This is a genomic window from Pseudomonas sp. RT6P73 (genome assembly GCF_054897715.1).
Genome location: NZ_JBUBUV010000002.1, coordinates 2,946,112 through 2,969,481 on the forward strand (window position 1 = coordinate 2,946,112; position 23,370 = coordinate 2,969,481).

The following is a 23,370-nucleotide window of genomic DNA, read 5'->3' on the forward strand; positions in this document are numbered from 1 at the left end:
CTTTCATAATGGCGCCGATATGAATCACGACCCATTCGACGGCTTGACCGAGTTTCTGGCGGTGGCCGAGCACAAAAGCTTCACCCTCGCCGCCACCCGGTTGGCGGTGACGCCCACGGCAGTCAGCCACGCGATCAAACTGCTGGAGCGGCGCACCGGCGTGTTGCTGTTCCAGCGCACCACACGCCGGGTGGCGTTGACTGAGGCCGGTGCCAGCCTGTTCGCCCGTTTGCGCCCGGCGGCCAGTGAAATCGATGAAGCCCTTGCGGTGCTCAGCGGTTTTCGCGACCAACCGATGGGCACGCTGCGCATCACCGCGCCGCGCCTGTCCGGCGCCTTGTTGATCGAGCCGCTGATGCCGCTGTTCCGCCAGGCTTACCCGCAGGTCAACCTCGACATCTCGCTGGACGATGCCACGGTCGACCTGATGGAAAGCGGTTTCGATGCCGGGATCCGGCTGGGAGAGTCCATCGAGAAAGACATGATCGCCGTGCGCCTCACACCGGACCTGCAATGGTCGGTGGTGGGCTCGCCGTCTTACTTCGCCAAGGCCGGCAAACCGCTCAGCCCGGAAGCGCTGACCTGGCATGAGTGCATCGGCTTTCGCTTCGCCAACTCCGGCAGCGCGCATCGCTGGGAGTTTCGCCGCGACGGGCGAGACTTCACGGTGGGCGTTGAGAGTGGCGTGATTGTCAATGATCGCAAGCTACTGGTCTCTGCCGCCCGAAACGGGCTCGGACTAGCTTACGCCTGCAACCTGGAGATCATCGACGAGCTGGCGAACGGTCAGCTGGAGCAGGTGCTGCAGCCGTTTGTGCCGTTGAGTTCGGCGTTGTACCTGTACTTCCCCAGCCGTACCCAGACACAACCGAAACTGCGCGCCTTTATCGATATGGCCACGCAGTGGATTGCTGATAAGGGAGTTCTGGGGCGTTAGAGCCTCGGCTTGAGCAAGATGCCGGTGTAGTGCAAGAGAAAAAGGCCGAAAGCACTGCTCCAAAGCAGCGCCGAAAGGCCTAGCCCGAACCCGGAAAACGGCACCAGAAACACCCGGCTCACCGCAGCGATCACTAGCAAGGCAAACCCCAGCACCACGGCGTTCGACGGCTGCAACAGTCGCCCGGTATGACCGAGGCTGACCCGCGCAATCATTGCCAGAATCAGCCCGCCGATACCACCGACGGCCAATGAGTGCGTGGCCAGACTCTGTTGCGGCATCAAGCCTGCGTGCCACAACGCCATCGCCAACGCGGCCACCACCAGCCAGGCGTAAGCGAGGTACAGCGACCAGAGCAGCGGCACGTGCCAGATACCCCGGTCATGCCAGCGCCACAAGCGCAGCAGATGCAACGCGCCTATCAGCAGAAATAACGCGGCCAACCAAGGTCTGGGAGCATCGTTCAACCCACCGGCAAAGGACACGGCCGCGAGCAGGCTGCTCAGCAACAACACTTTGGTTGGCAACGGGTGAGCGGCGGGTGCAGCGGCACGGTTCAAACCGCGCTGGATGAAGAACGGAATGACCCGGCCACCGATCACGGTCATCAGCGCGGCCACTAGCCACAAGGCAGCCAACACGCCACGCCGTTGCAGACCTGCATCGTCAACCGCGATGCCCCACAACGTCATGCCCTGACACCCGGCCATCAGCGCAATCACCAACAGAATCGGGTAGTTGTCGCGCTTGCCGGCGGCCACCAGATCTTGTCCGATCGCCCAGGCCAGAAGCGGTAGAAACGGCACTTGCAACACCAGTAGCACGCTATCGGAAACGGGCAGCATCCAGGCCAGTCGCGCCAGCAGCCATACCAGTACCAACCCCATCAACGGCCAGCCGTTGATGCCCGGGCGTCCGGTCCAGTTCGGCACGGCGGTGAGCAAGAATCCAGCGATGATTGCCGTGGCAAAACCAAACGGCATTTCATGCCGGTGCCAGGCCAACATCCCGCCAACAGGCTGCGCGCCGGGCAATCGTCCGTACAGCCACAGTGCCCAGATTGCCACCGCAATTGCAGCGAACCCGGCCCCCGCCAGAAAAAATGGTCGAAAGCCGAGACTGAAGACTGGCGCAGCGGCGAGTCGGCGCATCAGGCCACCGCTCCGACCAGGCCTTTGCCCAAGCGATGCTGGGCCAGCAGGCGCATGACATAGCCGATCTTGAGCAAGGTCGGGCCGATGATGGTCATCGCATGCATCGACACCAGCACCACGATGGGCAGGTGGCCGTCGTGGAGATAAGCGCCGTAGATGCCCGCCAAAAGCAGCGCCAGACCAGCGCCGAGCACGCGACTCGACAGGTGCAGAACGTTCTGAGGATTGCTGAAGAAATCGAACATTTTTCCGTACTCCCGAATCAGTTCAGTTGTACGTTTTACTTATCAAGTCTCGTGCCAGTTCTTCGGTCCTTATAAATCAAGAGCCTGAAGCGATACGAGTCATAACGACCATGTTCCGTAATGGTCGTTATGACTCGACTGTTTGTCATTTTGACTCAGCCACACAGATACGTAAGGGCACATGTCGATCTACGGTCCAGCCAATCGACTACAAGCTGGCTACGCTGATAATCCAGCATGAGTAACCCGTAGAGGAGCATCACCATGCAACGCGTGCAAAAACTGACTCCCTGCCTCTGGTTCGACAATCAGGCCGAAGAGGCGGCGAAGTTTTACTGTTCGATCTTCGATCATTCGAAAATCACCGCCCTCACCCACTACGGCAAGGCCGGCCAGGAGGTTCATGGCATGCCTGAAGGCTCGGTGCTGACGGTCAGCTTCGAGCTCGATGGACAGCCTATGACAGGGCTCAATGGCGGCCCGATTTTCACCTTCAGCGAAGCGGTTTCATTTCAGGTCAATTGCCAGACTCAGGACGAAGTCGACCATTTCTGGGGCGCCCTTTCCGCCCATCCAGAGAATGAGCAGTGCGGATGGGTCAAGGACAAGTTCGGCCTGTCGTGGCAGATCGTGCCGGTCGTCATGATGGACATGCTCAAAGACCCCGACACGAAGAAATCGCAACGCGCCATGCAAGCCATGATGCAGATGAAAAAGCTCGACATCGCCGCCTTGCAGCGAGCCTTTGACGGCGAGAGCTAATACACTCCGTTACTGGCCTGCCGAGGACACTGACGATGAAGCACACCGTTGCCAAAGACGCTGACAAAGCCCCCCGCTTCTGGCGCGACGATGCCCTGCCCTTCATCGAAGCCCGATCCATCGCCGACGGCCGCGAGGTCTGCTACACCCGGCATGCCCACGAGCACTTTTCCATCGGTGCGATCACCGCCGGGCGCAGCACTTACCTTCATGAGCAAGCACAGTTCCAGGTCAGCGCCGGCACCGTGGTGTTGATGAACCCTGATGATGTGCATGCCTGTAATCCGATCGACGATCAGCCTTGGTCGTACCTGATGCTGTATGTCGAGACGCCTTGGCTGACCGATTTGCAACATCAGCTCGGCTTCAGCCAGGACTCGGCGTTCCGGCGGTTTTCCATCGCCCACACCCGCGATGGCAACCTGTTCGCCGGCCTCAACGGTCTGTACGAAATCCTGGTGGATCCCGTGCAGGACGTGTTGTGCAAACACAGTGCGGCGGTGGAGTTTTTTACCGAGGTGCAACAGCGGCTCAACCCGATCGATCAACCGCTGCGCGAGCCCAATTTCAAGCTGGAACGGGCCGCCGACTACATCCGCGACCACTGCACACGCCAGCTCAAGCTGGAGGACATTTGCGAGGCGGCTCAACTGTCGCCGTCCTATCTGATTCGCGCCTTCAAACACCGTTACGGCATGACGCCCCACGCCTTTCTGGTCAACCGGCGTATCCAGTTCGCCCGTGATCAATTGCGTAGCGGAAAGTTGATTGCTGATGTAGCGCTGGAAGCAGGATTTGCCGATCAGGCGCACTTCCAGCGGGTATTCAAACAACACTTGGCAGCGACGCCGGGGCAGTATCGCGGCTAAGTTAATTTCAAACACATTAAGAACCTGGTTATTCGTATTACAACAAACAAACTGCCACTGGAAGTCATACCAAGACATACAACTAAAATGACAACACACCACCCTCTTATCTAAGCTCCTTCCCACTTTACAACCCAACTCAACACCAGAAGACGGAGCTTCTAACTTGAACTATCCAGACAACATCCTGTTTCATTCCAACGAGCAACGCGAGAAGCAATCCGTTATTGACGCCATTACCAACTTCCTTGGTGATGAATATGTCATGGAAGCCATCGGGTGGTCCTGGGACCGCTTATCGGTCACTCGTATTACCGATTCCCACTTTGACAACCTGCATCGTCCAGCCGCCATGTGCCTGTCGAGGCTAATTCGTCATCCTGACTTTTTAAAGATCCGGTCCGAACACAGCATCCCCCCGACAAGTTCTTTTCAAGTTAATGAGCGGGGCCATCTCTTTTACACTCATGAGAACGTTAGTAGCCGTACCGTCGATTCCGAGGATGTCACTGTTCGCTACTTCTCTGCCCGCACAGATATCACTCATTTACTCGCTGGCCTGGAACCTATCGAAGAAGATCTTCAATTGTTGGCAAGCATGGCTAAGTTAACCGGTGGATGGGTAACGTCCACTGGCAAAATGGCGATCAGTCAGTGGTTGCGCGTTTACGGCTTGCCACTTCCGACTACGATAGAAAGCGCCAACGAGTTGATCGACTTGATCAATAACTCGACACTCCCAGACAGCCCGCGGTATGAAGATTACTGGCAACTGCTGGATTCCCCTGACGACTCGCCGTTCAATCTCACGGAAGAAAATCGCGCAATCATTCGTCGTGTGTCCGAGGTTCAAACGGCAGGGGAAGTCCCTCTGGTGTCCTTGCTGGGTGACTCGCTCCGACTCGAAAGCGGCTCCGGCGATGGATTGCCCACCAGCCAGGGCTACCGAATCACAAGGCTGATTGAAATCGCCGTGTGGGCCTCCGCCAACGGGCAAGAGTACCTCGACGCCCTGGGATGGTACGCCGATGAGGCTGGAGCAAAACCAACTGAACAGTTTATCGAGCAACTGATCATTGCTGCGATGCTGCTTGACCTGGACCCCGATGCTGATCGAACCAGTACCACGTTTGCCGGCTTCGACCTCTATGCGAAACGTTACTTGCTTGTCAGTCCGACAGAAGTTCGCACGCAACTTGAACGGCACCTGGTTTCTGCATGCAAACTCCATGAACTCTTTGCGCCACTGGTGGCAGAACTGGTTCTGGGTGGCATGGCTCCGGAATACCTTGTCCGTGATGTGCCGTCCGAATTGCGACTTGGTACGCCAGGCTGGGTCGTGTTCACCCAAGCGGTCCATTTTGCCGAATCGATTGTTCCCGGCGTTTCCCGAAGCATGACGTATCAGCACTTACTCGGGTTTGGCCGAATATCGGAATTGGGCCCATCAATCAAAAACCTGTCGGAGACAGTATCGGCCGATCCGGTAATCACTTGGGCATTGATGAACAGGCTTGTCTCCCGGGACGCCGATGGGAACCTGAGCAAGGAAGCGGTGACCCTGGCCCTGGATGAATATCAGCAGCACGTCGATATGATAAACAACGCCGTCAATCAACTGGGCAAACCATTGCCTCATCGCAAGGCGCTTGCCTTGAAGGAGCTGAAGTCCTGGGAGTCTGACTGCGACCCTGAGGAGCTATTGGTCAAACATCGCGGTACCGGTGGTGGAGCGGGAAGAAAGGTATCGGTAATAGATCTTTACATGGGCGATGAACTTCATTCCGAGGAATGGGACCGTATTACAGGAGAAAGCATTTATAAGTCTTTTCCTCACTTAGTCCGCATGCAGGCAGTCACTGAATTATTCGATCCTGTCTTTGACACCTATATAGAGGCGATGACCAGCGCGTTATCCGCCTCGATCAAAATTGCTTTTTCGCAACTTCGACCGCTGGACAGGCAGTTTATCGAAGAGGGTCATCTGGCGATCTACCAAATTTATTCCTGGGGCCCTGGGGGGCTTGATGGCATAGTCCCGCTAGGCGAAAAAGGTCCTTACGGAACTATTATCTATGCGCGAAAGGACTCCCAAATACGCTGTTATGAAGTTTTTCCACTGCGAATGGAGTGCGTAGAAAACAAGCAACTGACCGAAGACTATTGGTTAAAAGGCATCGACAGTAGCTTCGAACAAAATTATCCAGAAAAAAGAGTGTTCAGCGAGGCACCCATAGACGACAGTGCTTATTATAAAAACCAGGCACCCCGCAGCGATCAACGTTCTCAGGTGATCTTCTACAAACTTGGCGAGTTCAATTTACCCTCCGCCCATACGGACACCACTTCGCCGAACCGCTACTTCCGCTCCCAACGGAAAGAAGAAATCAGTGATTTTATTGCCAAAGAAAACCCGTATTTCAACAAAGGCGCACTGAAAACATTGAGCCTTGACGAGACGGAACGCGAAAAAGCAATTGCAAGTACCGATGCTGTTTTCAATGTAATTTTGAACCTGATCATTCCGTTCAAAGGGTGCATCGAGGATCTGTCTTCGGGTGTTCCGTCCAGACAAAGGAGCGCCATTCTAGGTTGCGTCATCGACGCCGCGGCTCTGGTCATGTCCTTCGCAATCATCGGTGTAAAAGTGGTTTCGATCAGCGCAAAAGCCACGACCCTGGTTTCGAAACTGCTGTCTGCATCCAAAGTTGTTGCCAGTACAGCCGTCAGTCTTATCAACCCCATCAGCGGTCTACCGCAATTGCTCAAGGGTGGCGCGAAGCTGCTTGGCCGGAGCGTAATGAAATTGAGCGGCAGCGCCCTCTCCGCTTCACACGCTGCCAGGCAGCAACTGCGTTTCCTCACCGGTGCAAACGGCTACAACCTGATCAAGGCTATCGACCATACCGGCGCGGCTCCCCGGATCCGCATGTCGCTGGACACGGTTGCCCATGGCCGTGCGCTGTTCAAGGACGACAGCATTCAGACCGTCGAACAGATTGTGACCCGTCTGGGGGACAAAAACATTCGGATACCCGATGGTGCAACCCACATCGAACTGGAGCATCTGTTTAATAATGCGGTCGTCGAAGCGGCAACCCGATTAAATCAAGCGCAAGACCTGGAAGCATTGATTGGCCGAACGGCTGTCGATGATCTGTTCAAGGCAGTCCTGGACAAATCGCACTATGGCTACTCCACCGCACGTTCCGCATCGGGCGCCGAAGGTTATGCCGATACGCTGGTAACCTTTGCCCAGGTAGAAGCAAAGAACGTCAATTACATGAAGGGCTACCAGCAAAATGTACTGAAGCAGGATCTGGGTAAGGCGCCATTCAACCAGGTCATGCCGGAATCAACGTTCAACCCCAACGGCTTGACCGATAATTCGCAGCGGGCCGGCGCCTGGATAGTAAACGGTTCAACTTCTCCAGGTAATGACGTGGACAGCATCGTTCAGGTGCTGCGCGAGTATGCGGGCAACAAAAAATCGCTGACCGATCCGGCCGTCATCAAAGAGGTGCATGCACGGATTGCACCTGCCACCTCGGACATCGTGCGCATCGGCGTCAATGACAAAAAATACGCCAGCAACATCAGCGGTTTCGCGGCGATGGAGCAGCATCTGAAAACACTGGACACCGTGCATGAGCATTTCGACAAACATCTGCTGGCGACCGTCGTCGGTTTCCACGGCTTGGGCGACGGTAACGGTCGCACCGGTCGTGCGCTGTATGCTATCGGCCAACTTCGAAACAACCGGTTCACGCCGCTGACAAAAAAAGAGTTCAGTCTGCTGCACGGCCTCGATTGAGGTGATTGTCTGGGGGGAGCTTAGGTAAACAGCAGATACGCCGCACTCGCCCCCAGCATTGACGCCATGATCCGATTGAACAAACGCATCCCGGCCGGATTGCCCAGGTAGCCGCGCAAAAAGGTGCCGGCATACGCCCAGCAACCGACGGATACGTAGCAAATCACCAGGTACACCGCTGCAAACTGCCATACCAACCGCGCCTCGCCGTCCGCGACGAAGGCGCCCATCCCCGCCACACACGCCAGCCAGGCTTTCGGGTTGAGCCATTGCATCACCGCGCCGTACAGCATCGACGGTGCCCGGCGCGACTCCTTTGCATCGATGCGACCATCGTCCACCGCCAGTTTCCAGGCCATGAACAACAGAAACGCCACGCCCGCCAGTTGCACCACCCGCGTCAGCGCCGGCCAAAGGCGCAACACCTCATGCAAGCCCAAACCCATCAACACCAGCAACAAAACGAACCCCAGCGTGGCCCCGGCCACATGCCGCTGACTGGCGCGAAAACCGAACTGCGCCCCCGAACTCAACGCAACAATGTTCACCGGCCCCGGCGTTATCGACGCCACCAGGGCAAATGTCGCCATGGAAATAATCAGACTCATCGCACACCTTCTTCAATTCAGGGAAATCAGCGCTCAAGGTACTGAGCGCCCTGCCCTGCGTATTGAAGAAAACTGCCCAATGCCTAAGGTCCCTGTAGCAGCTGGCGAAGCCTGCGTTCGGCTGCGCAGCAGTCGTGAGATCAGACGGCGCGGTATTTCTGGAAGACCGCGTATTCAGGTTTTACGACGGCTTCGCCGCCGAACGCAGGCTTCGCCAGCTGCTACACGGGGCGCGGTGTGCTTTAGGTGATCAATCATCTTCGTGCAACTTGATACCCCGAGCGTGCAGCAGATGAGGCACGATCAACACCAGCAGCGTCAGCGCCAGGAACGACGCGGCGATGGGTTGCGTCAGAAAGATCATCCAGTCGCCTTCGCTGATGGACAGCGCGTTGCGCAGCTGCTTTTCAGCCATCGGCCCCAGCAGCATGCCCACGATCACCGGCGCGACAGGGAAATCGAAGCGCCGCATCAGCACCCCGCCCCAACCGATCGCGAGCATCAGCAGCAGGTCGAACGAAGAGTGGCGCATGCCGTACACGCCGATGGTGGCGAACACCAGAATGCCGGCGTTCAGGTACGGTCGGGGAATCTGCAGCAGCTTGACCCACAACCCCACCAGCGGCAGGTTCAACACCAGCAGGATGACGTTACCGATGTAGAGCGAGGCGACAAGGGTCCAGACCAGATCGCCCGACGTCTGGAACAGCATCGGCCCCGGCTGCAGGTTGTAGTTCTGGAACGCCGCCAACAGAATCGCCGCCGTGGCGGACGTCGGAATACCCAGCGTCAGCAGCGGCACCAGAGACCCGGTCGCGCTGGCATTGTTGGCGGCCTCGGGCCCGGCAACCCCCTCGATGGCACCCTCACCTTTGTTCCCCGCGAACTCTTTAGGAAACTTGCTCAGTTTGCGTTCGGCGGAATAAGACAAAAAGGTCGGAATCTCAGCGCCACCGGCCGGAATCGAGCCGAAAGGGAAACCGATCAGCGTGCCCCGCAACCAGGCAGGAATGGAGCGTTTCCAGTCGGCGCGCGTCATCCACAAAGACGTCAGCCGGTGCCGACCCGACGCTTCTTCTTTTTGATACAGCAGGCTGTACAACGCCTCGCCCACGGCAAACAAGCCGACCGCCACGAGCACGACTTCGATGCCATCCACCAACTCCGGCACGCCCAGGGTGTAGCGGGCAATGCCAGAGGTCGAGTCGAGGCCGATCAAGCCGATGGTCAGGCCAATCCCGAGCGACGCAAAACCTCGCAGCATCGAGGCGCCGAGCACTGCCGACACGGTGGTGAAGGACAGCACCAGAATCGCAAAATACTCCGCAGGGCCAAAATTGAGCGCCAGCGTGGCAACGATGGGGGCAAACAGGGTGAGCAGAACCGTCGCGATGGTGCCAGCGACAAACGAACCGATAGCCGCCGTCGCCAGGGCCGGCCCTGCCCGTCCGTTCCGGGCCATGAGGTTGCCTTCCAGGGCCGTGACCATGGACGACGATTCCCCGGGCGTATTAAGCAGAATGGAGGTGGTTGAGCCGCCAAATTGCGCGCCGTAGTAGATGCCGGCGAACATGATCAGCGCCCCGGTGGGATCGACCTTGGCGGTGATCGGCAACAGCAGCGCAACCGTCAGTGCTGGTCCAATCCCCGGCAAGACACCGATCGCGGTGCCGAGCAAACAGCCGATAAATCCCCACATCAAATTGATCGGCGTCAGGGCGGCGGCAAAACCGACAGCCAGGCTTGAGAGAATTTCCACCGTGTTGATCTCCTTGGGCCGGGGTCAGAGCCAGGCGTTGATCAGGGGCGGCAGGGAAACCCCGAGCCCGGCGTTGAACAGCCAGTAAATCGGCAGCGTCAGGGCAATGCCGATGGCCAGGTCCCGCACCGGACGGCGACTGCCAAACCCCCGGGCCGAACAGGCAAACAGCAACCCGGCCGCCAGGACGAACCCGATGAGGTTAATCAGCACGGCCACGGCCACCAGTCCTGCGGTGACCCAGGCGGCCCCGAGTTTGCCGCCGGGCAGCGCTTTGGCAGACTCGTCATCGTGGTCGGCCAATTCGCGGAAACCACCGGTGACGGCCTGATAACACAGCAACAGGCCGACAACACCGAGGAACACCGCTAATGCGTAGGGATAGACGTGAGCGCCGAGGATGACGAAGCCCATCTCCTCGGGAAAACGGTAGGCGCCGAGGGCCAGCACGGCACTGATGGCGACCACTCCCAAGCCGATCGCCAGTTGTACCGGCACGATTCCACGAGACGGGTTCATTTGATCAGCCCGACCTCGACCAGCATCCCATGCAGCCGCACGTGCTCTGCGTCGACGAATTTGCCGAACTCATCGCCGGCCAGGACGTTGGGGGCCCATTTATTGGTCTCGACATTGGCTTTCCAGCCTTGGCTTTCGGCGGCAGCCAGGACGGCGTCGGTCACCTCCTTGCGCTGCTCGGGCGTGAGGCCCGCCGCACCGTAAACTCCGCGCCAGTTGCCGATAATCACGTCGTAGCCACTCTCTTTGAGCGTCGGCGCATCGATCCCGGCAACACGCTCTGGCGCGCCGATGGCAAGCACCCGGAACTGGCCGTTCCTGATGTATTGGCCCAGTTCGGCATAACCACCCGTGATCACCTTGATCTGGCCGCCCAGTACCTGAGCCACGACTTCACCCCCGCCGGCGAAGGCGACGTAGTTGACCTTATTGACCGGGATCCCCATTTTGCTGGCCAGATCGGCGATACCGATGTGATCGATCGAGCCCTTGGAGCCACCGCCCCAGGTGATGCTGGAGGGTTTTTCCTTGAACGCTTTGAGCAAGTCGTCCAGGGTTTTGAACTCGGACTCCTTGCGCACGGCAATCACGTTGTATTCGGTAAACAGCCGGGCGATCGGTGTCACGTCCTTCAGGGTGATTTGCGGCTTGTTCTGCTCGATACCCGCGACCATGATCGCGCCGACCACCAGCAGCGCATTCGGATCGCCCTTGGTGCTGTTGGCAAATTGCGCCAGCCCTAACGTGCCGCCTGCCCCGCCCTTGTTCTCGAAGGTGACTGATTTTGCGGCTTTGGCTTCGACCAGAGCTTTGCCCAGGTCCCGTGCGGTCTGGTCGTAGCCACCGCCGACCGAACCGGGGGCCATGAACTTGACGGTGTCCAGCGCAAACGCCGGCGTAGTGAGCGCGGCAGCGGTAATGGCAACTGCAATGGAGCGGCTGAATCGACGGAACAAGGCGAGCATGTGGAGTCTCCCGATATTATTTTTGTGGGTGCCGATTGAATCTCGCTCAGGAGCAAACCCTGCTCACTGAACATGCGTTTGTGAACAAGCGTAGGTCATGGTTTTGTTTGGTGACGTCCTTCGCTCAGCTGAATGCTTTACGAGATCCTTCGGCGGGCAATGTCGGTGGGTGTAACGCGGCGGGCGCAGGTGCCTGCGGGCGTTTCGCCCGACGGGTCTTGCGGGCGATGTCCACAAAAGGCGTGACGATCAGGCTGTAGACCGTCAGGTAACGCTCGTGGTCCTGCTCACCGGTGCCGAAGCGGAGGGTTTCCGGCTTCGAGGTGGTGACGTAGAGCGTGCCGAACATCCAGTCCCAGAGTGACAGGTTGACTCCGAAGTTCTTGTTGAAGTGTCGGGCCGCGTCACTGTGGTGAATCTGGTGCTGGGCCGGACTGTTCAACACATGCTCGAACACTGGCCCGAACGACAGCCAGACATGGGTGTGACGCAGGTTTGCGGCAAAACCGTTGAAGATCAGTACCAGCCAGGTCACGCCAAACAAAGTGTAACGGCTGATCTCGCCACCGCAGGCGTACCAGAAGATGCCGGCAAAGGCAGCGATGCAGACGGTATTCGTCAGCTTTTCAACAATTTTTTCCACGAAGTGAACCCGGCTTGCAGTGGCGGGGACCAGAACGGGTGCCGAATGATGGACCTTGTGGAAATCCCACAGCCATCGGGAATGAAACGCTCGGTGCACCCAATAGTTGGCAAAATCCCTGACCAGAAACACCCCCAATCCAAACAGCAGCGAGAGTAAGAGGTGGTCCCCCACTTGTGCCCGTACGCCCCAAAGGTTGGTCATGAAAAGGACGTAGTCCCCGGAGCGCAAAATGTACGGATCGACGAGACCGACGATGGGCACTACCAGCGCGACTTTCAGGATGGCGCGAACGAAGTAATAGCGGTAATCCAGCAACGCCGAGCGATGCAAATGTACCCAGGTGCCGCCGATGAATTGCCCGAAAGAACGCGCGTCGGTCAGCCCGCGGGATTTCCTGAAGCGGAACAGGCCGTAGGCAACGCTGTAGGAGGACAACAGAAACACCAGGCCAAGACGGCCGTTCAAATCGAAGATACCAAGAAACTGGTCGGTGACCGGTGTAATCACCCACAGAGACAGGTAGTCATAGAAAAGCGCAAGAACATCCACGAGCGGCCAGCCTCCGTCAACGAGAAGAAAGTGTAAATCAGATCGCCAGAGCGGTGAATGCCCCGCCCCCTTCGTTGGAACGCCGCCCGCAGCCGGCTCGCGCCCATATTTGAAATGCGTTCCCCTGTGGGAGCGAGCTTGCTCGCGATGAACGATAACGCGGTATACCTGCCAGTCATTCGGTTTTGGCCAGCCATGGCTCCGCTACGTATAAGCCCCCACCACCCGCTTCACCTTCTCCAGCGCCACGGCGAGTGCGTCCATGTCCACCGACCCCAGCGCCAGGCGGATCGCGTGCGGCACATGGACAGAAGTCGCAAACGGTTCGGCGGTCGATACCGCCACCTGCTCGCGCATCAACGCCATTGCAATCTGGTCGGCTCTTGCGTCCTCCGACAAGGGCAGCCAGATAAAATAGGAGGATGGATGACGCACGAAATGCAGGCCGGCCAGGTGCTTGTCGGCCAGGGCCTGCCGGGCTTGTGCATCGGCGCGCTTTTGCGCTTCCAGCAGGCTGACAGTTCCGTCATCAATCCACGCGCAAGCAATCGCCGTCAGCACCCCGGGCGTGTTCCAGGTGGTCGCCCTGATCGTGCGCTCCAGTGCGGCCACCGTTTGCACGGGCGCTGCGACGAATCCGACACGTAACCCCGTGGCGACACTCTTGGAAAATCCTGAAACGTACACCGTTCTTTCAGGTGCCAGTTGCGCAATCGGTGGCAGCGAGTCTTCCGCCAGAAAAGCGTAAGCCGCGTCCTCGATGATGTGCAGGTCGTGCTTGCGTGCAATCGCCACGAGACGATCGCGTTGATCCGCAGCCATCACCCATCCCAGCGGATTGTGCAGCGTCGGCATGGTGTAGAGGGCACGTACCGATCGGCTCCGGCAGAGTTTTTCCAGTGCATCGAGATCCGGCCCGGTGTCCGTGCCAGGAATGGGCACGACTTCAAGATGCAGCGTTTCGGCAAGCACCTTGAACCCCGGGTAGGTCAACGCATCTGCGGCGATCACATCACCGGGTTGCAGCAGCGTCATCAGCACCACCGTCAATCCATGCTGCGCGCCACTGACCAGCAACACTTGCTCGGCCTGGACCGTCAGCCCGCGCGCCTCCAGATGGCGCGCGACCGATGCCCGCTCATGCGGACGCCCCGCATGCGGCTGGTAGCGCAGATGGGATTCCAGGTCGCCGGACAACGCGAGTTGGCGCAAGGCAGTGCGCAGCAGATCGGCCTGCCCCGGCACGGAGGGATAGTTGAAGTTGAGGTCGATCATCCCCGCCACAACGCTGGGCTGGTGAATGCCCAGGCTGGGTGGCAGCGAAGTCTCCCGCACGAAAGTGCCGCGTCCCGTTTCGCCACTGACCAGGCCCATCGCCTCCAGCTCCCCATAGACCCTGCTTGCAGTAACCAAGGCCAATCCGTGGGTAGCGGCAAGCAATCGATGGGTCGGCAAGCGCGTACCTGGCGGCAAACGCCCGGAACGGATATCGGCTGCAAAGGCGTCCACCAGCGACTTGTACCGGGAGCGAGGCATAGGGAAATGTATCCATGACAATTTTTTGATTGTATCGATAGTCAGTCATACGATGCGCTGAATGCAACCCGACACCTGAGTGGACGCTAAATGGAACGGACATCGAAGCTGCAAAACCAGACGTTGGAAAAGAACACCAGCGGGTTGATCAATGGGCTGATCGGCGTAGTGATCTTCAGCGGTTCGCTGCCCGCGACACGGGTGGCGGTCCTGGAATTCGAGCCGGTCTTTCTGACCGTGGCCCGAGCCACCATCGCCGGTGTACTGGCGCTGTGCATCCTGTGGCTGTTCAAGGAAAAGCGTCCTGCGCGAAACCAGTTCCTGCCCTTGGTCATCGTCGCGATAGGCGTTGTGATCGGGTTTCCGCTGCTGACCGCGCTGGCGCTTCAGTACGTGACCTCCGCGCATTCCATTGTCTTCGTCGGTATGTTGCCGCTCGCGACCGCCGCGTTCGGTGTGTTGCGCGGTGGCGAGCGTCCTCGTCCGGCGTTCTGGTGCTTCTCGGTCCTGGGCAGCCTGCTGGTGGTCGGGTTCGCCATCTCCCAAGGGCTGACCGCCTCGCCGACAGGCGACATCCTGATGCTGCTGGCCATCCTTGCCTGCGGTCTCGGATACGCCGAAGGCGCGAAGCTGTCCAAAACCCTGGGCGGCTGGCAGGTGATTTCCTGGGCGTTGGTGCTGTCGCTGCCGATCGTGGCACCACTGACCTGGTGGTTGACGCCCTCTTCGTTCTCCGGGATCAGTGCGCCGGCCTGGTTGAGCCTGGCGTACGTGTCGCTCTTCAGCATGCTGATCGGCTTTGTATTCTGGTATCGCGGGCTGGCTCAGGGAGGGATTGCGGCCGTTGGACAGCTTCAGCTGCTTCAGCCTTTCTTTGGGTTGGCGCTGGCGGCTACGTTGCTTCATGAGCAGGTCAGCATTGGCATGTTTGGGGTTACTGTTGCGGTGATTCTGTGTGTGGTGGGTGCGAGGAGATTTGCGAGATAACGCGTCGGTCCTCGGCGAGGCCAGTCGGTCTAGAGGCCAAACAAAAACCCCCAGTGATCGGTAGACCACTGGGGGTTTTCTTTGCGCTTGCAACGCTGCGAGTCGCTACCCGCTCACCACGCCAGACCGCACCTATTTGGGTAAATCAATTTTATCCAACACCCGGTTCGCGGTGATCTCCGCCACCATGATGCTGTTGGAAATGCCCAGCAGCGCATAACGCGATTCACCTTCCAGATGGTCCACCAACTGATGCACCATCACATCGACCGAGGCCAGTGTCTCGACCAGATAAACCGCCAGGGTTTCAGCCGTGGCATCAGGGTCGACGGAAAACAGGGTGCTGCGTGTTCCCGGGGTGGACTTGATGTCGGCATTCGAGGGGAAGTGGAAGTCGAGCGCCCGCTCGGCGGCCTCGTTGAGTTTTTTGGAGTCGGTGGATTCGTAGGGGGAAACGTCGACCGTTTCCGGGGGATTGGGCATGGCTTTGAACATGGTGATGCTCCTTGATTAGTGGAGCCGCCACCGTTCGCGGTCAAACGAATAGAGGTGGCAGCTGTACGCGGGTTGACCGACCGGAAATCAAGGAATCCGGCACACCCGAAGATGTCCCACGCACAGCCACCGCAAAAAAGCCGGAAGCTTTTCTTGGGCACTGGTACGCCTTGATTGAGCCGGACGGTCAAATCCGGACGCTGAATTGGCAGCGACCCGGAAACGATAGAGCCCAGGCCCAAGGCGTACAAGCCGGCGGATTCTGGCGCAGCCGTAGGCAACGGCGCAAGGATTTGTAGCTTTCAGGACGTAAACTTGACGGCGATTAAACACGCCCCTCAAATCATGTTGAATGAGCGGGCGCGCACTCACTACGAGCAACAAAAGTGTACGGCGACTTGCGCGCGATAGACCGCTTTCGGCCCAGAGTGTGTCAAAACCCTTGTTAGTGGCTTCCACTCTAGTGTTTTTTCCTACTCAGCCCAGGTCAGACATCAGTTGCTCAGATTCAGTATAAGATTCCGGAAATCAGCAGGTACGCCGACAACGTGGGCTAGAGGCTAGAAATCTGGGGGTTGGATGATTGCAAGCAACGTTTCATATCTTTGTCCGGTTTGTGGATACCCCGGGCTTGAAGAGCCTCCATACGATGAGGTTGGCTGCTCTTCTTTTGGCATGTGCCCGTCCTGCGGTACGCAGTTTGGCTATGATGACGCAACATCTGCTCATGCTGATTTGCGGAAATTATGGATCTCTAAAGGAATGCTTTGGTGGAGCAAAGCTCAAGCGTCGCCGAGTGGTTGGGACCCGGTAAGGCAACTACAGGCGGTTGAAAAACGCATCAATATCTGAACAGAACACCGCTCTTAGCCCTGCTATGATTTCTGAGGATTTCATCGCAGGGATCGCCCATGAAGCGCTTTATCCAAGGTGAACATCGAGGCCAAGAAACCTTCCTTCCCGCGAGCCTCGACGATTACGTCACGGATGCCAATCCGGTGCGCGTAGTCGACGTCTTTGTCGACGAACTGGACCTGGTCAAACTAGGTTTCGAGGGCGCCTTACCTGCTGATACAGGCCGGCCGGCTTACCATCCCTCGGTCCTGCTGAAGATCTACATCTACGGCTATCTGAACCGCATTCCATCGAGCCGGCGTCTTGAACGAGAAGCCCAACGCAACGTCGAGCTGATGTGGCTGACCGGGCGTTTGATGCCCGATTTCAAGACCATCGCCAACTTCCGAAAAGACAATAGCAAGGCCATCCGAGGTGTCTGCCGCCAGTTCGTGGTGCTGTGCCAGCAGCTAGGACTGTTCGAAGAAAATCTGGTCGCCATCGACGGAAGTAAATTCAAGGCCGTCAATAACCGCGACCGCAATTTCACCAGCGCCAAGCTGAAACGGCGGATGGAAGAAATTGAATCAAGTATCAATCGGTACCTGACTACGCTCGACGAAACCGATCGGCAAGAACCCTCGGTCGCTCAGCCCAAGGCTGCTCGTCTGCAAGAGAGAATCGACAAGCTCAAAGCTCAGATGAAAGAGTTGCAGGTCATTGAAACTCAGCTCAACGAATCACCGGATAAACAGGTCTCACTGACCGATCCAGACGCCCGTTCCATGATGACGCGCGGCACTGGAATCGTCGGTTACAACGTGCAGACAGCAGTCGATACCCAGCACCATTTGATCGTTGCGCATGAGGTGACCAACGTCGGTTCCGACCGCGATCTACTCAGCTCGATGGCCAAGCAGGCCCGCGAGGCGATGGCGTCAGATACGTTGTCGGTAGTGGCTGACCGAGGTTACTTCAAAAGCGAACAAATCCTAGCTTGTCACGATGCAGGCATCACCGCCTATGTGCCCAAGCCGATGACCTCTAGAGCCAAGGCTGACGGGCGTTTCAATAACGATGCCTTCATCTATGACGCGGCAAAAAACGAATACATTTGTCCCGCTGGAGAGGCGTTGATCTGGCGCTTTTCCAGCGTTGAAAAAGGCCTGAAGTTGCACCGTTACTGGAGTTCTAATTGCCAGGGATGCGTGCTGAAATCGAAGTGCACACCGAGCAAGCAACGGCGAGTTCGGCGATGGGAGCATGAAGCCGTATTGGAGGAAATGCAGAACAGGCTGAGCAACGCGCCGGACATGATGCGAGTCCGCAAGCGTACGGTCGAGCATCCCTTCGGGGCACTCAAACAATGGATGGGCGCCACACATTTCCTGACACGAAAGCTGAACGGGGTAAGTGCGGAGATGAGCTTGAACGTCCTCGCCTACAACTTGAAACGAGTCATGAAAATTCTCGGTACCAGCGGTTTAATGAAGGCGCTGTCGGCCTGAAGAGGTCTGTATTTTGGCCACCCAGCAAGGTAGAAGCGGCGCTAGGGGCTCCCAGACACTCGTGATGATCCGCAGGACTTGTTGTGAGCAATTACTCAGCTAACAACCGTCAGCGCTGCGCGCCGACAGTGCATCAGCGCGTTTTTACACACTCTGGGCCAGAAGCAGACATTCAATTTCACTATTCAGCGATCTCCCGAACGTGCGAAATTACACGCCCTTCAACTTCTCTCAAAGGCATATTCATGACCTCCCCCCTGACAGTCTCGAATCTTTTAGGTCCATGGAGTGGAGATGACAACACAGGGCTAATGCAGCGTTGCAGGGAGGCATGGGATACACCTCTGCAGAGTTTGAATGACCTTATGGTCGCCACTTTTTTGAATCAGAACATCGCGACCGAACATCTGCTTGTCGAGGCAAGGCGTCGCATGAAAGAGCAGGAACGAGATGAAACCGAGTACTTCGACGGCCAGCTTCTCGAAGCGATAGAGCGCGTGCAATCTGGGGGGTAATTCATCCCGACGGGTTATTGCGTTCGACACGGCATGTCAGCTATGGGTCGATTTCAGCCCTTCGCGACAGGCAGCATTCGGCCAAGAGCAGACGTTCGAACCTAAGGTAATGCGATGAAGAGAAAAACAAGAATGACTGGACTTCTGACCAGTAAAGCAGCTACCCAGTTTGGGCCTGGCTGGACGTTTGACCCTGATCGCATGATCCGAATACCCGATTGTCATTCGATCATCGAAGTACTTCGCCGCATCAAACACGGTGGGCCTGAATGGGCGCATCGTAACGTCAATATATGCTTTCCCGGCCCATCAAATGCCTGGGCTCTCGTGTACTCGCTTCAGAATGCCAGTGCCCCGTACTTTGACTTCATGTACACCCGCAAAGAGCCGCCTCAGGAAGCCCTGTCCGCACTGCTAGGGAAGTATCCACAGTGCTCCGTCATCGACTGGTCGCTCGGACGTTTGGCCTGCATCGAAGCCCAGGGGGTGGATCTTGAGACGCTCGCGGAAATTATCCGGGATGTCGCTGAAGCTGCTTGGGATGAGCGCGTCACGGTCGTCGATGCTTCGTACGAGGAAATGGGTAGAGCGTGACCCAAGAGCGGACAGTCGACCTTAGCTACCCAAACGCGTGCGCAAAGACTAGGTCTTGGGCAACAATCGTTATCAGCTTCCCAAGTTGATAACGAGGGTTCGATTCCCTTCATCCGCTCCACTATTTTCAAGGCCTTCAGGCACGTACTGCCTACACGCAGTTAAAACCTCAAGAAACCCAAGTAGGTTTACCCGATAGATCATTTTCTATGAGCAGCAAAAGTGTACGGCGACTTGCGTCCACCGCTGTACGGGGAAAGCCCCCCGCCGTCCATGATAAAAATACCGCTCTCGCTTCCGGAGACCTGTCATGGACCTCGCCACGCTCACGCTGTTTCTCCCCGCCTGCTTCGCCCTAAACATGGCACCGGGCCCGAATAATCTGCTGTCGGTCAGCAACTCGACGCGCTACGGCTACCGCATCTCGTGCGTGGCCGGGATTGGTCGGTTGCTGGCGTTTGCCGGGATGATTACCCTGGCGTCGGCCGGGTTGGCGGTGGTGCTGCAAACGTCCGAGTTGCTGTTTTACGGCATCAAGATTGTGGGCGCGGCGTATCTGTTTTACCTGGCGTGGCAATTGTGGCGCGCTGATCCGGGGGCCGAGAAAGCGGTGACGGGCGCGTCGGTTGGCGTATTGGCGTTGGCGCGGCAGGAGTTTCTGGTGGCAGCCGGTAACCCCAAGGCGATCCTGATCTTCACCGCCTTCCTGCCCCAGTTCGTCGACCCGACCCGCGCGGTGACACCGCAATTTGCGTTGCTCGGTGCGTTGTTCCTGATGCTCGAATGGATCGCTATCAGCGCCTACGCCTACATGGGCCTGCACATGCGCCGCTGGTTTGCCGAGCCTCGGGGCAAGCGGATCTTCAACCGCTGCTGCGCGGGGTTGTTGTCGGCGGCGGCTTCGGTGCTGTTGATGGCGCGCCGTGCGTGAGTTCCAGGATTGACCGGATGCTGCGCAGGTTCAAACTGCGGTGCGGAACTGGCGCAGTCACATCACTGCTTACATGAGCATTTGACCGGCGATGAAGCCGGCCGGTCTTGCTGCCAACAAAAGCCCCCAGTGATCGGCAAACCACCGGGGGTTTTCATCGCGTTTGAAACGCAGCGAGTCGCTGCTATGTCACTTCTGGCCCTGATTAACAGCCAAACATCAGTTAGCCACTCACCACAGCAAGCGGCACCTACTTGGACAGATCAATCTTATCCAACACCCGATTCGCTGTGATCTCCGCCGTCATGATGCTGTTGGAAATACCTAGCAGCGCGTAACGCGATTCACCCTCCAGATGATCCACCAACTGGTGGACCATCACATCGACCGAGGCCAGTGTCTCAACTAGATAAACCGCCAGGGTTTCGGCCGTAGCCTCGGGATCCACGGAAAACAGGGTGGTGCGTGTTCGCGGGGTAGCTTTGATGTCGGCATTCGACGGGAAATGGAAGTCGAGTGCCCGCTCGGCGGCTTCGTTGAGTTTTTTGGAGTCGGTGGATTCGTAGGGGGAAACGTCGTCCGTTTCCGGAGGGTTTGGCGTTGGTTTAAACATAGATCAAACTCCTAATTGAAATTAAGGAGCCCCCACCCTCGCTACCAAACGAATGGGTGGTGGCCATACGCGGGTTGGTAGACCGGCAATTAGGAACCGGCGCCCCCGAAGGAGCCCTGCGCATGACCACCATAAAAAACAGAGACCTGAAGAGGCCTACAAACGGTGGCGCAATGCGCCTAATTGCCGGGCTACCAAACCCGATCGCTGATATTCAGCGACCCGGAAACGATAAAACCCAGGCCCTAGGCGCACAAGCCGGCGGATTCTGGCGCAGCCGTAGGCAACGGCGCAAGGATTTGTAGCTTTCAGGAAGTAAACCCAATGGCGTTTAAACAAGCGCCCTCAAATCCTGTTGAATGAACGGACGCGCACTCACTTTGAGCAGTAAAAGTCGTGGAGGTAGCGATAGCTAATGAGTAGCTATGCTTGGTCTACTGCCGAAATTCATTGAGCAGATTGGGCTTTCCGTCCATTTTCAGCGGTTACCCGACTGTCACAATGCCCGGTCTAGTCAGGCTAGACGACAGAACGAGGAATGTTATCCACCAAGCCCGTGAGGGTGTTATCACCCCACTTGAGGTCAATTTAGAGTCAGGCCCAAAGAGGGATCCGTCATGACCGTAGTCGATCGCCTCAAGTATTTGCGCGTCGTTCTAGTGTTGGCTGGCCTCGCGTGCCTTGCTCTCTACCCACTTATGTTGTTCTGGCCGTCCGGCTGGGCCTGGCACGTCGGTCACTCGGACTACCCGATGATGATCGTTGGCATCTACACCACACTTGGCGTGTTCTTGATCCTGGCCGCACGTGATCCATTAGCCAATCTGAGCCTGATCTGGTTCACCGTGTGGTCTAGCGCCGTACACGGAGGAATCATGGCCGTCCAGGCGGTGATCCAGCCGGAGCAAATGGGGCACTTGGCAGGTGACGTGCCGGCGCTCTTCATCGTGGCGGTAGCCTTGGCCATCTTGACGCCCCGCTCGCAATTGGCCGCTCGTCCCCGAACACACAATGGGGCCTAAGAGCAGGTTTGACTGTCAGGATCGGGACGAAAATTGCGTTTCTACGCAAATTTTTGAGCTGCTGATCAACCAAGCACCAATAGATTTTAAGTAGCAACGCAGTCTTCAAGACTGTGCCCGCTTTTTTCACAGCCTGAGGCGTTTTCTGCCTGTCACGACTGACCGGTTGGGTCGTCAGCGGACCTCCGCGACCGGCAACTATCGGCCGAGGCTGTGTAAAAACGTTTTTGAGCGCGACAGGTACTTAAAACCGAACTGAAAATCGCGCTTCTACGCGAAATCCACATCTACTGACGTGCCGATAAATTTCAGATTTAACGTAGACGCGCACACTTCAATTTTGGGGAAGCGTTTTTACACACTCTGGGCCAAAAGCAGACGCTTGCCGCTCACCACCCAGATGGCTGAAAATGATTCAACGACGATGAGGCGACGCCGAGAGACCGACGAACATACTTTCGGCCTACTGCGGGAAAAGAACACAGCTAACGGTTGGCGGCGACGATCAGGTGATGGCTATGCGACACCTTCATGACTATGATGCTATTCTTTGAACGGCTTCAAGGTGTCGTAGTGATAGGGAATATCTTCAACGTTTTTTCACGACGTAGGGAAAACCAGACTAAGCCGAAAAAGCAGCTCACTCAGCAATTCCGGCAAAGGACATTCATGCTCATTCGGGACGTTGGTCCGGGCATGGTCGAATCCCTAGAGTTTCTTCACGACCGGCTTTCCTACCTTCTCGGGCACCAAAACCTCTCAGGGAAGAAAAATCTTTCCTATGCTGATGATGCTTTCGAGTTTCTGCATACCTGCAGCGACCCCCACTTTCTTGATGCCATTGAATACCTAGTCCATCAGGGAGGATGGCGTTACATAGGCGGTCAGCATGAACTCGTAATTGATCGTTTGAACGAGTTTTTAAACGTAGATGATCTTCCCTACTTCGTCACCAAACCGGTATGGGAAACCACGGAGGAAATGTACCGAGGCGCCCTCACTCAATTTACCGGAATCCGTGAGCACGCGAAGGTCATTCCAAAGGAAAGCCAAGCTATCCACGAGACGGCTATCGAGCCTGCTCTGAAGCTATTGCGTCAGCCTGCATTCCTGAATGCGAACTCCGAGTTCATGGCAGCTCTGGAAGACTTTCGGCACGGAAAATTCGGCGACTGCGTCACCAAGTGCAACAGCAGCTACGAAAGCGTCATGAAGGTGATCTGCGGACAGAAAGGCTTCGGGTATGCCCAAGGAGACACAACCTCCAAGCTCATTCGGACCATCATGCAGAAAACTGAGATGGATACTTTCTGGGAGCAGCCACTGATGACTGTCGGCACGCTTCGCAACAAACTGAGCACCTCGCATGGTGCCGGCGAGGTGCAGAAGGTAGTGCCAGAGCATGTGGCGAAGTACACCCTGAATATGACGGCCTCTGCGATCATCTTTTTGCACGATCAGGCTTACCGGGCCAACCCCTGAAATCTTCAATTAGGCTTGCGGGAGTG

General features: G+C 57.2%; 21 protein-coding genes and 1 tRNA gene. 12 read left to right on the plus strand and 10 right to left on the minus strand.

The window, feature by feature from the left end; genetic code table 11:
• Positions 1-19 precede the first annotated feature (19 nt).
• Positions 20-937, plus strand: coding sequence for a LysR family transcriptional regulator (locus ACYZT6_RS13985; RefSeq protein ID WP_462027399.1), 918 nt, complete (start codon positions 20-22; stop codon positions 935-937).
• On the opposite strand, the gene ACYZT6_RS13990 is transcribed toward ACYZT6_RS13985, so the two are convergent.
• Both ACYZT6_RS13990 and ACYZT6_RS13995 read right to left on the minus strand, forming a co-directional pair.
• Entirely contained in the window at positions 934-2,088 is a 1,155-nt protein-coding gene (locus tag ACYZT6_RS13990; RefSeq protein ID WP_462027400.1) for an NnrS family protein, read from the minus strand. The genes ACYZT6_RS13985 and ACYZT6_RS13990 overlap by 4 nt on opposite strands.
• Positions 2,088-2,336, minus strand: coding sequence for a transmembrane sensor/regulator PpyR (locus tag ACYZT6_RS13995; protein WP_462027401.1), 249 nt, complete (start codon positions 2,334-2,336; stop codon positions 2,088-2,090). Before ACYZT6_RS13995 ends, ACYZT6_RS13990 begins: the two co-directional genes overlap by 1 nt.
• Before the next feature lie 264 nt (positions 2,337-2,600).
• Here ACYZT6_RS13995 and ACYZT6_RS14000 point away from each other — a divergent pair, with 264 nt between their 5' ends.
• From ACYZT6_RS14000 to ACYZT6_RS14010, 3 genes are all read left to right on the plus strand, one after another.
• On the plus strand, positions 2,601-3,098 hold the full coding sequence (locus ACYZT6_RS14000) for a VOC family protein (protein ID WP_462027402.1): 498 nt from the start codon (positions 2,601-2,603) through the stop codon (positions 3,096-3,098).
• A gap of 35 nt (positions 3,099-3,133) precedes the next feature.
• Positions 3,134-3,967 carry an AraC family transcriptional regulator gene (locus ACYZT6_RS14005; protein ID WP_462027403.1) on the plus strand — a complete coding sequence of 278 codons (834 nt, stop codon included), beginning with the start codon at positions 3,134-3,136 and terminating at the stop codon, positions 3,965-3,967.
• 166 nt (positions 3,968-4,133) lie between these two features.
• Positions 4,134-7,781: a hypothetical protein gene (locus tag ACYZT6_RS14010; protein WP_462027404.1), complete on the plus strand. Its 3,648-nt coding sequence runs from the start codon at positions 4,134-4,136 to the stop codon at positions 7,779-7,781.
• A 20-nt stretch (positions 7,782-7,801) separates the two neighbouring features.
• On the opposite strand, the gene ACYZT6_RS14015 is transcribed toward ACYZT6_RS14010, so the two are convergent.
• From ACYZT6_RS14015 to ACYZT6_RS14040, 6 genes are all read right to left on the minus strand, one after another.
• On the minus strand, positions 7,802-8,389 hold the full coding sequence (locus ACYZT6_RS14015) for a LysE family translocator (RefSeq protein ID WP_462027405.1): 588 nt from the start codon (positions 8,387-8,389) through the stop codon (positions 7,802-7,804).
• Between the two features lie 250 nt (positions 8,390-8,639).
• On the minus strand, positions 8,640-10,148 hold the full coding sequence (locus ACYZT6_RS14020; RefSeq protein ID WP_462027406.1) for a tripartite tricarboxylate transporter permease: 1,509 nt from the start codon (positions 10,146-10,148) through the stop codon (positions 8,640-8,642).
• Positions 10,149-10,172: 24 nt separating this feature from the next.
• Positions 10,173-10,667 carry a tripartite tricarboxylate transporter TctB family protein gene (locus tag ACYZT6_RS14025; protein WP_462027407.1) on the minus strand — a complete coding sequence of 165 codons (495 nt, stop codon included), beginning with the start codon at positions 10,665-10,667 and terminating at the stop codon, positions 10,173-10,175.
• Positions 10,664-11,632 (minus strand): Bug family tripartite tricarboxylate transporter substrate binding protein, encoded by a 969-nt coding sequence (locus ACYZT6_RS14030; RefSeq protein WP_462027408.1) that lies wholly within the window; start codon positions 11,630-11,632, stop codon positions 10,664-10,666. The genes ACYZT6_RS14025 and ACYZT6_RS14030 overlap by 4 nt, the downstream gene beginning before the upstream one ends.
• A gap of 124 nt (positions 11,633-11,756) precedes the next feature.
• Positions 11,757-12,827 carry a sterol desaturase family protein gene (locus ACYZT6_RS14035; protein ID WP_462027409.1) on the minus strand — a complete coding sequence of 357 codons (1,071 nt, stop codon included), beginning with the start codon at positions 12,825-12,827 and terminating at the stop codon, positions 11,757-11,759.
• A gap of 204 nt (positions 12,828-13,031) precedes the next feature.
• Positions 13,032-14,363: an aminotransferase-like domain-containing protein gene (locus ACYZT6_RS14040; protein ID WP_462027410.1), complete on the minus strand. Its 1,332-nt coding sequence runs from the start codon at positions 14,361-14,363 to the stop codon at positions 13,032-13,034.
• 90 nt (positions 14,364-14,453) lie between these two features.
• Here ACYZT6_RS14040 and ACYZT6_RS14045 point away from each other — a divergent pair, with 90 nt between their 5' ends.
• Positions 14,454-15,350 carry a DMT family transporter gene (locus ACYZT6_RS14045; protein ID WP_462027411.1) on the plus strand — a complete coding sequence of 299 codons (897 nt, stop codon included), beginning with the start codon at positions 14,454-14,456 and terminating at the stop codon, positions 15,348-15,350.
• Between the two features lie 132 nt (positions 15,351-15,482).
• Here ACYZT6_RS14045 and ACYZT6_RS14050 read toward each other — a convergent pair whose 3' ends face one another.
• Positions 15,483-15,845 (minus strand): DUF6124 family protein, encoded by a 363-nt coding sequence (locus tag ACYZT6_RS14050; RefSeq protein ID WP_462027412.1) that lies wholly within the window; start codon positions 15,843-15,845, stop codon positions 15,483-15,485.
• Positions 15,846-16,756: 911 nt separating this feature from the next.
• Between ACYZT6_RS14050 and ACYZT6_RS14055 the strand changes: the two genes are divergently transcribed.
• From ACYZT6_RS14055 to ACYZT6_RS14075, 5 genes are all read left to right on the plus strand, one after another.
• Positions 16,757-18,187 carry an IS1182 family transposase gene (locus ACYZT6_RS14055; protein ID WP_462027413.1) on the plus strand — a complete coding sequence of 477 codons (1,431 nt, stop codon included), beginning with the start codon at positions 16,757-16,759 and terminating at the stop codon, positions 18,185-18,187.
• Between the two features lie 245 nt (positions 18,188-18,432).
• Positions 18,433-18,702: a hypothetical protein gene (locus tag ACYZT6_RS14060; protein WP_462027414.1), complete on the plus strand. Its 270-nt coding sequence runs from the start codon at positions 18,433-18,435 to the stop codon at positions 18,700-18,702.
• A gap of 114 nt (positions 18,703-18,816) precedes the next feature.
• Entirely contained in the window at positions 18,817-19,296 is a 480-nt protein-coding gene (locus tag ACYZT6_RS14065; RefSeq protein ID WP_462027415.1) for a hypothetical protein, read from the plus strand.
• 39 nt (positions 19,297-19,335) lie between these two features.
• Positions 19,336-19,417: transfer RNA gene (locus ACYZT6_RS14070), tRNA-Gly, on the plus strand.
• A gap of 189 nt (positions 19,418-19,606) precedes the next feature.
• Positions 19,607-20,227: a LysE family translocator gene (locus ACYZT6_RS14075; RefSeq protein ID WP_462027416.1), complete on the plus strand. Its 621-nt coding sequence runs from the start codon at positions 19,607-19,609 to the stop codon at positions 20,225-20,227.
• 250 nt (positions 20,228-20,477) lie between these two features.
• Here ACYZT6_RS14075 and ACYZT6_RS14080 read toward each other — a convergent pair whose 3' ends face one another.
• Entirely contained in the window at positions 20,478-20,840 is a 363-nt protein-coding gene (locus tag ACYZT6_RS14080) for a DUF6124 family protein (protein WP_462027417.1), read from the minus strand.
• 617 nt (positions 20,841-21,457) lie between these two features.
• Between ACYZT6_RS14080 and ACYZT6_RS14085 the strand changes: the two genes are divergently transcribed.
• Entirely contained in the window at positions 21,458-21,862 is a 405-nt protein-coding gene (locus ACYZT6_RS14085; protein WP_462027418.1) for a DUF6632 domain-containing protein, read from the plus strand.
• 531 nt (positions 21,863-22,393) lie between these two features.
• Positions 22,394-23,344: a DUF7014 domain-containing protein gene (locus ACYZT6_RS14090; RefSeq protein ID WP_462027419.1), complete on the plus strand. Its 951-nt coding sequence runs from the start codon at positions 22,394-22,396 to the stop codon at positions 23,342-23,344.
• Positions 23,345-23,370 lie beyond the last annotated feature (26 nt).

Bases quoted from the DNA above. Each gene is read 5' to 3' on its own strand.
- ACYZT6_RS14000 (WP_462027402.1), top strand. From the start codon at position 2,601: ATGCAACGCGTGCAAAAACTGACTCCCTGCCTCTGGTTCGACAATCAG.
- ACYZT6_RS14090 (WP_462027419.1), top strand. From the start codon at position 22,394: ATGACTATGATGCTATTCTTTGAACGGCTTCAAGGTGTCGTAGTGATA.
- ACYZT6_RS13990 (WP_462027400.1), bottom strand. From the start codon at position 2,088: ATGCGCCGACTCGCCGCTGCGCCAGTCTTCAGTCTCGGCTTTCGACCA.
- ACYZT6_RS14040 (WP_462027410.1), bottom strand. From the start codon at position 14,363: ATGCCTCGCTCCCGGTACAAGTCGCTGGTGGACGCCTTTGCAGCCGAT.
- ACYZT6_RS14060 (WP_462027414.1), top strand. From the start codon at position 18,433: ATGACCTCCCCCCTGACAGTCTCGAATCTTTTAGGTCCATGGAGTGGA.
- ACYZT6_RS14050 (WP_462027412.1), bottom strand. From the start codon at position 15,845: ATGTTCAAAGCCATGCCCAATCCCCCGGAAACGGTCGACGTTTCCCCC.
- ACYZT6_RS14085 (WP_462027418.1), top strand. From the start codon at position 21,458: ATGACCGTAGTCGATCGCCTCAAGTATTTGCGCGTCGTTCTAGTGTTG.
- ACYZT6_RS13995 (WP_462027401.1), bottom strand. From the start codon at position 2,336: ATGTTCGATTTCTTCAGCAATCCTCAGAACGTTCTGCACCTGTCGAGT.
- ACYZT6_RS14030 (WP_462027408.1), bottom strand. From the start codon at position 11,632: ATGCTCGCCTTGTTCCGTCGATTCAGCCGCTCCATTGCAGTTGCCATT.
- ACYZT6_RS14015 (WP_462027405.1), bottom strand. From the start codon at position 8,389: ATGAGTCTGATTATTTCCATGGCGACATTTGCCCTGGTGGCGTCGATA.
- ACYZT6_RS14055 (WP_462027413.1), top strand. From the start codon at position 16,757: ATGAAGCGCTTTATCCAAGGTGAACATCGAGGCCAAGAAACCTTCCTT.
- ACYZT6_RS14045 (WP_462027411.1), top strand. From the start codon at position 14,454: ATGGAACGGACATCGAAGCTGCAAAACCAGACGTTGGAAAAGAACACC.
- ACYZT6_RS14075 (WP_462027416.1), top strand. From the start codon at position 19,607: ATGGACCTCGCCACGCTCACGCTGTTTCTCCCCGCCTGCTTCGCCCTA.
- ACYZT6_RS14005 (WP_462027403.1), top strand. From the start codon at position 3,134: ATGAAGCACACCGTTGCCAAAGACGCTGACAAAGCCCCCCGCTTCTGG.
- ACYZT6_RS14080 (WP_462027417.1), bottom strand. From the start codon at position 20,840: ATGTTTAAACCAACGCCAAACCCTCCGGAAACGGACGACGTTTCCCCC.
- ACYZT6_RS14065 (WP_462027415.1), top strand. From the start codon at position 18,817: ATGAAGAGAAAAACAAGAATGACTGGACTTCTGACCAGTAAAGCAGCT.
- ACYZT6_RS13985 (WP_462027399.1), top strand. From the start codon at position 20: ATGAATCACGACCCATTCGACGGCTTGACCGAGTTTCTGGCGGTGGCC.
- ACYZT6_RS14025 (WP_462027407.1), bottom strand. From the start codon at position 10,667: ATGAACCCGTCTCGTGGAATCGTGCCGGTACAACTGGCGATCGGCTTG.